6 protein-coding genes are annotated in these 7,317 nt (G+C 42.7%); 5 read left to right on the forward strand and 1 reads right to left on the reverse strand.

The genetic code is table 11. The features are described 5' to 3' along the window. Nucleotides 1–19: 19 nt before the first annotated feature. The 5 genes from EDD57_RS14560 to EDD57_RS13950 all read left to right on the forward strand — a co-directional run bounded on the left by EDD57_RS14560 (nucleotide 20) and on the right by EDD57_RS13950 (nucleotide 5,289). A complete protein-coding gene (locus EDD57_RS14560) occupies nucleotides 20–2,167 on the forward strand; it encodes an RHS repeat domain-containing protein (RefSeq protein WP_165873847.1) in 2,148 nt (715 codons plus the stop codon). Nucleotides 2,168–2,179: 12 nt separating this feature from the next. Next, on the forward strand, nucleotides 2,180–2,617 hold the full coding sequence (locus tag EDD57_RS13935; RefSeq protein WP_131850021.1) for a hypothetical protein: 438 nt from the start codon (nucleotides 2,180–2,182) through the stop codon (nucleotides 2,615–2,617). 398 nt (nucleotides 2,618–3,015) lie between these two features. Beyond that, nucleotides 3,016–3,450 (forward strand): DUF86 domain-containing protein, encoded by a 435-nt coding sequence (locus EDD57_RS13940; protein ID WP_165873848.1) that lies wholly within the window; start codon nucleotides 3,016–3,018, stop codon nucleotides 3,448–3,450. A 38-nt stretch (nucleotides 3,451–3,488) separates the two neighbouring features. Next, on the forward strand, nucleotides 3,489–4,292 hold the full coding sequence (locus EDD57_RS13945) for a TIGR01457 family HAD-type hydrolase (RefSeq protein WP_131850023.1): 804 nt from the start codon (nucleotides 3,489–3,491) through the stop codon (nucleotides 4,290–4,292). A 22-nt stretch (nucleotides 4,293–4,314) separates the two neighbouring features. Continuing rightward, nucleotides 4,315–5,289: an MBL fold metallo-hydrolase gene (locus EDD57_RS13950; RefSeq protein ID WP_131850024.1), complete on the forward strand. Its 975-nt coding sequence runs from the start codon at nucleotides 4,315–4,317 to the stop codon at nucleotides 5,287–5,289. A gap of 876 nt (nucleotides 5,290–6,165) precedes the next feature. Here EDD57_RS13950 and EDD57_RS15035 read toward each other — a convergent pair. Further along, nucleotides 6,166–7,317: YncE family protein (locus EDD57_RS15035; protein WP_131850025.1), on the reverse strand; the 1,152-nt coding region annotated here is incomplete at its 5' end.

Below are 7,317 nucleotides of genomic sequence, written 5' to 3' on the forward strand. Positions count from 1 at the left end.
ATACTAGATGGAACGCCGTATGACGGGAAACCGTCACGTACGGTGTGGAGTGGGGGAAAAGCTGGAGATGACCTCAAAAGCTTACCTATCACTATTAGACGGCTCCGTCGCGCAATGGGAAACCAAGAAAACAAACGGGACCTCCCTACAAAAGCATACTTACGAGTATGACCTGCATGGAAACCCAACCAAGGACATTTATACCGGTCTCGATGCGAACAACAAGACTATCAATAACACGTACGCATACACCTATGACCCACGAGATCGCCTTGTCCGCTATGACAAATCGGGAACCCAATCTTCCACAGAAGAGTACACTCTCGATGCGAATAGCAATCTAGTTCAGAAAACGAAGGACGGAGTACTATCTACCTACAAGTACGATAAAAACCGTCTTATCGAGGAAACCGAAGCAGGACTTGCATCTAAGTACATCTACGATGCGATGGGCCGTGTTGAGAAGATTACCTCCGAGGGCAAAGATAAAGAAACCTTCGCCTACGACCAGTTTGATCGCACCGTCGAGCATACGAAACTAGACAAAGATAAGGCTACCACCATCAAGTCTCGTTTCACCTATGACCCACTCGATCGAACTACCTCTAAAGTAGAAAAAGCAGGTACAGATCACGAAAAGACAACTGCCTTTAACTACCTAGGTACAAGCGACCAAGTCCTATCTGAAGAAATAGCCGGTAAGATGACGAGATCCTACACCTACTCCGCATGGGGTGAGCGGATGACCATGCTAAAAGAGGACACGAAAGAGCTATCCTACTTCGAAGCAGGGAACCGTGGGGTCGAGATGCTCACCGATGAACAGGGCAATGTTCGTAGCACGTACGGATATACCCCTTACGGTGAGGATGACAAAGACATGTTCACCGGTGTCGACAAGATCGATGCAACCAAGCCCGATCTGGAGATGTATAACCCCTTCCGCTACGAAGGCAAGCGCTGGGACCCAAATACCAAGTCCTATGATCTTGGATTCCGTGACTATCGTCCGGGAGAGGGAAGATTCCTCAGTAGCGACTCTTACAACGGTGCAGGTGCACATCTAGCTCTTATGATGGATACAGGGAACTACAACTTGTATGGTTATGCTGGAGGAAACCCGATTTCCAATAGCGACCCAGATGGTCATTTCTGGGGCGAATTATGGGACAAAGCCAAGTCGGTAGGAAGCGCCATCGTTTCAACTGTTTCTTCCGCATACGAGACCGTTTCTACCGGAATTAAAAAAGCTTACAATGCCGCTGCTTCCGTAGTGAAAAAGGCTTATAATGCGGTAAAGAGCGGAGTTAAGAAAGTATACAACAAGGCCAAAAAGTTAGCGAAGAAAGTTTATAATACGGTCAAGAAGGCATATAACAAGGTTAAGAAAACGGTTAAAAAGATAGTGAACAAGGTTAAGAATGTTGTCAAAAATGTGGTCAAACCTGCCGTCAAGAACATCGTCAATAATGTCAAGAAAGCGGTCCAGTCTGCCACAAAATCGGTTTCACAGTTTATTAACGGAGCTAGTGATCGAATCAAAAGTAATATCTTCACCTTTGGTCTGGCGGATTTAAGTGACCCTAACGAGGAAAAAGGAGTCGCTTATCACGTAGGAGCTATTGTAGGGGATGTCATCTCCGTGATGGCTGGAACATCCGCAGCAATTGGAGGCGGAGGAGAAGTAGTTATAGCCTGTGGAACGACGTTATGTATGGCAGGCGCTCCAGGTGCAGCCGCCGCTTCTTGGGGTACTGGAACAGCTGCTTTTAGTGCAAAGAACCTCTACAATGATATTGGTGATTTGATCAGTATGTTCTCTAGAGGTGGAGGTTCTAGACCTAGTGCTAAAGGTCTTAAAGGTAAAGAGTTTGAAGACTTTCTCACTGATAATTTAGGTGGGAGTGGGAGCTTTAGTAAAGGTGGTAGAGACTTTGATGGAGGCGTAGGAAGCAAATGGTGGGAAGCTAAGTCAGCTGATTATTGGGAAAATACACTAAAAGATCCAGCAAGAGTTGGCAAATTTCGGTCTGATATGGGTGATAGATTGAGAATCGCAAGGGAAAATGGTGTAACGTATGAGTTGCATTCAAACACACCTATCCCCCAATATTTTAAAGACTACATGAATAAAAAAGGCATTTCGTATCACGAATGGCTTGATTAGGAGTTGAAGATTATGTCAGTACAGGCATCCTTGGATTTTCAAGTGAGATATGGTGAAGGGCAGAACAAAATGAGCTTGTTTAATGGGTTCATATCGAATGGCTGGCAATGGCACGATGAGGATAATGAAGTTTGCTTTTTACCAGTTGGAGATGATGGCGATTATGACTGGCAATCGAAAGAGATGAGCTTACCTCAATTACGAGAAATAATCAAACAGAAGATGATCAATAAAGAAGTGATTGGGGTTTCTCTGACATGGGAAGATACAGATATCGGAGGAAGTCTTCTGATCTGGTCTGATGATAAGTTCTCTTTTATGATCAATAGGAACCGGAAGAGGTTAATGGACAATATTACTGATGTAAATTGGTATTTGATGAGATTGATTCCCGTGATTAGATCTCTAGATCTATACCTTAGTGAGTACACAATGGAGGAAATTTCCTGATATTCTTCAGTTTGAATATGGACTTAAATTACCTGTTGGCATTATTCCAACAGGTAATTTTTTTATATTTTATTTTCTGTGAACAGGTGAAGTGACAAGAAAAGGTGTGGATAGGTAAGTTTATTCGGCAAAAGAAGAGGAAGGATGGCTGGATTTAGCTTGTGGCTAATAGGGCAGAAAGACTGGTTAGGTTTTATTTCAGATGGAAAAGCGAATCTTGACTCAGCTTTAGTCAAATTAGAATCGATAAAGAAGGATTGAATGGAGAGGGAGATGCCTTCTCTGAGAAAGTGAACCAGTCACACCAGCAAAAAGTACGCAAATTTTCTAGATGTGGTTTCGATAAGACTGAATCGTTTATAATGGAATTGATTAGAGTGGATAAGGAAAGGGATACTATGTTATACAATCTAAATATTACAAGAATCCAAGAGCAATTAGAGATGTTACGAGTCTGTTATTCTTTGGCGTCTGAGTTACAAGTAGGAAGCAAAGGCACGATGGAACATTTTGCATTAGAGCGGGCGGCTCATCTGGCGGTAGAGTGCATGATTGATGTAGGAAATACGATCATTGATGACTTTATTATGCGCGACCCAGGCGGCTATCTCGATATTGTAGACATTATGGAAGATGAGCAAGTGATCCAGCCATCAGTTGGATCTGTTTGGAAGCAATGGATTTTATTACGTGATCGCTTGGTTCGACATTATACCGAAGTTCAGATAGATGAACTTGCCATTTTTACAGGGCAATGCCAAGTGATGATTCAATTTGACCATCAAGTTCAAACATTCTTGCAGGCAGAAAGAGAAAAAGGAAATATCGAGTAGTAGCATTGGAGTACGTTAGTTGGATAGGAGCAATAAGGATGAATCAGAAACAGTATCAAGGGTATTTGATTGATTTAGATGGTACTTTATATCGAGGGATTGAGGTGATTCCGGGTGCTGTCCACTTTATGAAACGATTAGTGGAGCGCAATATTCCTTATCTGTATCTAACGAATAACTCCTCTCGTCTTCCGGAGCAAGTTGCAGAGCATCTAAGGAGCTTTGGACTTCCTGCCACACCTGAACAAGTGTACACGTCGGCTATGGCAACAGCACAGTATGTACAAAAGAATCATCCAGGGTCGAAGGTGCTTGTGATAGGCGAAGAAGGCTTACGTCATGCCCTCACAGAAGTTGGAATGACAATTATAGATAGGGATTATAAAAAGGGACATTTGCAGACATTTATCGAGCCAGATGTAGTGGTAGCCGGAATTGATCGCTCTTTTGACTATGAGAAATGTAAAAGAGCGAGTCTAGCGATTCAGGATGGGGCTACCTATATCGCGACGAATGTGGACCGAGTTTTGCCAACGGAAGAGGGATACCTTCCTGGTAGTGGGACGATTAATATCGCGATCTCGCATGCCAGTAATACCAAGCCCATTGTAATTGGAAAGCCAGAAACGATTATTTTGCAATACGCGATGGAGATTCTGAATATGAAACCAGATGAGACCTTAATTGTAGGCGATAATCTGGAGACGGATATCTTGACGGGTGTGCGTGGTGGCGTAGATACATTGATGGTCACCACAGGTGTTCATTCTAGACAGGATGTAGAAACATACAACATCACACCTACTTTTGTAGTGGATCATTTAGATCAATGGGAGATTTAGAGGAGAAATAGGAGGGAGTTCATTGTTGAATCGTTGGGAAGATATTGTAGAAGTACCTCTGCCGTTGCCTTTTGCTTTAAAAGAGATAAAGGCGTATCTATTTATGGGGGAAAACGGCGTTACGATCGTAGATACGGGCTTAAACATAGAGCAAGATTTTACAGTGTGGGAGTCAGCGATGAAGGAGTTAGGGCTTACGTGGGGTGATCTGGATAAAATCGTCCTCACTCACTATCATCCTGACCATTATGGATTGGCTGGGAGAATGCAACAATTAGCAGGTGGGATACCTGTTTACATCTCACAAGTTGACTTTCAGCAAGCTCAGCTTTTTTGGGATCGGGATAGTAAGATGGCACAAGATCTCGCAAGTGCCTTCAGACGACATGGCTTAGATGAAAGCGTGGTAAAGCAGATTCCCGAACATCTTGCCAGTTTTATTCCATGGATTGAACCACATCCAAATCCAACATTTCTTCGTGCGGGCTCGAAAATTCAGTTAGGAGATCGTACATATAAAGTAATTCATACACCGGGACACGCAGACGGTCACCTTAGCTTTTATGATTCGGAGCGTGAATGGCTCATTGGTGGGGATTTCCTACTTCCTCGCATAACACCTAATATTAGCATGTGGCCTAATTGTGATAAGAACCCTCTTCAATCGTATTTGAAAACACTTGAGAAAATGAAATCGTTGCCCGTAAAGAGAGTCTTTTCTTCTCATGGTCCTATATTTGAAAATTATCAGGAACGAATTGAACAAATTCGGAGTCATCATGAGGGCAGACTGAAACGCATGCAAGATTTTGTCGAGATGGAAGGGCGCGTTTCTGCTACGGAAGTATGTGATCATGTTTTTGGGAAAGACTTGTCAATTCATAATATTCGTTTTGCATTATCTGAAACATTGGCCCATTTGGAATATCTACGAAATAATCAACAGTTAGAAGTGGAACGTGCGGGAAAACGATATTTTTATGTTCCGTTTCGGTAGTAAGCAAATGGAAAGGTCATCTCCTTACATACGAGATGACCTTTACCTCGTAACGTAATGGAGGGTTAACTCCAAATGGGGATGGCGGCGGACTTTATTACAAAATTCCAGATAGCCCCTAGTATTATTCTGTTATTTCTTCATAATCAGTCAATTATTCGGATGCAGAACCCCACTTTCTCTTTTTCTCAAAAAATTTCCCCCTTAGATAATATGGGAACGGAACGAGTGAGTTTTCTTTTATACCATCATTGTTAGTCTGCAATCTTTGAATGACCAGATAGCCATTAGTTGTATAGATGGAGTCAATGTCTTTTGACTTTGAATGTGGTGTATGCCATTTTGTAAGGTATCCAACCTTCCATACCATCGGTAATGGTCGTAGTCTTACCACTTGGTATATCATAAATCTAAACATACCTGTGCCGTCTTTCGAGTCTGTCCAAATGAGCCTACCATTTTTAGTATCTATATCTGTCTCGTTGTGTAACCCGAATGTGTGATACTGTCCAATATTCTTTTCCCTTACCAGTATGTAAATCATACAGTTTGATTTTTACGTTCTTTCTATTCTCATAGGCCCAAGCTACATAATGGTCGCATAAACGAGGGAAAATTAAAATCTTGCTTGATTCAGATTGCTTCAGAAAGAATAACCGCTTTTCACTTTGGAGGAATAGAACCTTCTTGACTGTACCCCTAATACATCAATAAAGTTTTTTATTTACTGGAAGAAAAGAAATAGGAGCAATCCTATTCTTGAAGCACGTTTAGGACGCTCCCTGATTATAGTATTGTTTTCCCGAAGATGTGCAATAACATCTTAGTATACCATTGTAAGTGGATATTTTTATTAGCGAATCTACTCATCTGGAGTTATTGATTTGGGATCACTCCGATACCTCCCGGGTTTGTTCCTACGGTTACCGTCGCAATGACCGTATTACTCTTTCCATCGATGACGGATATATTGTTCACGCTATTTGATATATAAATTCGATTCGTAGATGGATTGACCCCGGCAACGTGTGCGCCCGCTCCTACGGTTACCGTTGCGATTATTGCGTTACCAATACCATCGATGACGGATACAGTTGCTTCACCCGTATTTGTTACATAAATTCGATTCGTAGATGGATTGACCCCAACTCCATTTGGATTCGTTCCTACGGATACCGTTGCTATTACTATATTGGCCGCCCCATCAATGACGGACACATTTCTTGAGCCGAAATTTACAACATAAATTCGATTCGTAGATGGATTGACCCCAACTCCATTTGAACCAGGCGTCACTCCTACGGGTATAATTGTAATTACTGTATTTTGTGTACTACTATTAATATCTCCGTCAATGACAGATACAGTCCTTGAAGTGCTATTTGAAACATAAATTCGATTCGTGGATGGGTTTACTCCAACACTGAAGGGAAGAATTCCTACATTTACCAAAGTTATCACTTCATTTGTATTTCCATTTATCACGGATACGTTATTACTATTTTGATTTACTACGTAAATTAGATTCGTGGATGGATTAACGGCGACACCATTTGCGGCATTTCCCACTGTTATCGTTGCTATGGGCGAACCGGAGAGATTTGCTCCATCGATGACCGATACAGTACCCGGATTGACGTTGCGTGCTACATAAATTAGATTCGTGGATGGATTTGCCCCAACACCCGAAAGGGCACTTCCCACTGTTACCGTTGTAATAACTGTATTACTCTTTCCATCGATAACGGATACATTCCCTGATCCTGAATTTGCTACATAAATGATCCCAGCGGGTACCGTTCCAGAAGGTCCTGTTGGTCCCTGAGGTCCGATATCCCCCGTTGGTCCACTTGGTCCCGTAGGTCCCTGAGGTCCGATATCCCCCGAAGGTCCACTTGGTCCCGTAGGTCCCTGAGGTCCGATATCCCCCGAAGGTCCACTTGGTCCCGTAGGTCCCTGAGGTCCGATATCCCCCGAAGGTCCACTTGGTCCCGTAGGTCCCTGAGGTCCGATATCCCCCGAAGGTCC

The sequence above is a fragment of the Baia soyae genome (assembly GCF_004341445.1).
Classification (GTDB): domain Bacteria; phylum Bacillota; class Bacilli; order Thermoactinomycetales; family Thermoactinomycetaceae; genus Baia; species Baia soyae.

Excerpts from the sequence above, each read along its gene's own strand:
- EDD57_RS14560 (WP_165873847.1), top strand. The coding sequence starts at position 20 with ATGACGGGAAACCGTCACGTACGGTGTGGAGTGGGGGAAAAGCTGGAG.
- EDD57_RS13935 (WP_131850021.1), top strand. The coding sequence starts at position 2,180 with ATGTCAGTACAGGCATCCTTGGATTTTCAAGTGAGATATGGTGAAGGG.
- EDD57_RS13945 (WP_131850023.1), top strand. The coding sequence starts at position 3,489 with ATGAATCAGAAACAGTATCAAGGGTATTTGATTGATTTAGATGGTACT.
- EDD57_RS13940 (WP_165873848.1), top strand. The coding sequence starts at position 3,016 with ATGTTATACAATCTAAATATTACAAGAATCCAAGAGCAATTAGAGATG.